This is a genomic window from Rhodococcus sp. NPDC006774 (assembly GCF_040636045.1).
Taxonomy (GTDB): domain Bacteria; phylum Actinomycetota; class Actinomycetes; order Mycobacteriales; family Mycobacteriaceae; genus Rhodococcoides.
Window position 1 is genome coordinate 1 of sequence record NZ_JBEYIW010000058.1, and the last position, 1,388, is coordinate 1,388.

The following is a 1,388-nucleotide window of genomic DNA, read 5'->3' on the forward strand; positions in this document are numbered from 1 at the left end:
GGGAGTGTTTCTTAAACGGTGTTTCGGCCCGACACGCTGGGTGAATGCCCGGCGAGAAGGGTGCCGTGATGACGACACTGGATGATGTGACGAAGAAGAAATCGACACCACCGTCGGCCGAGGAGGCGGCGGCAGCGGAGCTCGTGCGCTTGGCGAAAGAGCAGGGCCTGTCGCTGACGGGCCCGGATGGGCTGCTCAAGCAGTTCACCAAGACGGTCCTGGAAACGGCATTGAACGAGGAGATGACCGAGCATCTCGGGCACGACAAGAACCAGGCCAACCCGGGTCGGGCATCAACAAATATCCGCAACGGCACTCGGTCGAAGACGGTGCTGACCGAGTCGACCGGGCACGTCCCGATCGAAGTCCCCCGAGACCGCGAAGGGACGTTCGAACCGCAGATCGTCAAGAAGCGGCAGCGTCGGCTCAACGGCGTTGATGAGATCGTTTTATCGTTGTACGCCAAAGGGTTAACGACTGGGGAGATCAGCGCGCACTTCGCTGAAATCTACGGTGCATCGGTCTCGAAGGAGACGATTTCCCGGATCACTGACAAGGTGATCGAGGAGATGCAGGATTGGTCTGCACGTCCGCTCGATGAGGTGTACGCAGCGATCTTCATCGATGCCATCGTGGTCAAGATCCGCGACGGCCAGGTCGCGAACAGGCCGATCTACGCGGCCATCGGGGTGAGCCTGGACGGGCGCCGCGACGTGCTTGGTTTGTGGGCCGGCACGGGCGGCGAGGGCGCCAAGTTCTGGATGAGCGTGCTCACTGACATCCGCAATCGTGGCACCAAAGACGTGTTCTTTCTCGTCTGCGACGGTCTCAAGGGCCTGCCGGAGGTTGTCGAGCATGTGTGGCCGGCCACCACGGTCCAGACCTGTGTGGTGCATCTGATCCGCAACACCTTTCGGCTCTCGGCACGTCAGCACTGGGACGCACTCAAGCGGGAACTGAAGCCGATCTACACCGCGCCGAGTGAGGCAGCGGCGCGGGCTGCTTTCGACGAACTGGCCGAGAACTGGGGAAAGCGGTATCCGGCGATCATCCGGCTGTGGGACAACGCGTGGGAGGAGTTCATCCCGTTCCTTGACTATGACACGGAGATACGTCGAGTCATTTGCTCTACCAATGCTATTGAGTCGCTGAATGCGCGCTATCGGAGGGCGGTCAAAGCTCGCGGTCATTTCCCCAGCGAGCAAGCTGCGCTCAAATGTTTGTACCTGGTGACCCGTTCGCTGGACCCGACCGGCAAAGGTCAGGCACGATGGATCACACGGTGGAAACCCGCTCTCAATGCCTTCGCGATCACGTTCGCGGATCGTTGGCCCGGATCAGAAACCTACTGATGAAAACGGCCGAAACACCGTTAACGAGATAGTCCC

1 protein-coding gene is annotated in these 1,388 nt (G+C 60.4%); it reads left to right on the top strand.

Annotated features, from left to right (window positions below; translation table 11 throughout):
• Positions 1-68 precede the first annotated feature (68 nt).
• A complete protein-coding gene (locus ABZ677_RS27810) occupies positions 69-1,352 on the top strand; it encodes an IS256 family transposase (RefSeq protein ID WP_358375321.1) in 1,284 nt (427 codons plus the stop codon).
• Positions 1,353-1,388 lie beyond the last annotated feature (36 nt).

Excerpts from the sequence above, each read along its gene's own strand:
- ABZ677_RS27810 (WP_358375321.1), top strand. The coding sequence starts at position 69 with ATGACGACACTGGATGATGTGACGAAGAAGAAATCGACACCACCGTCG.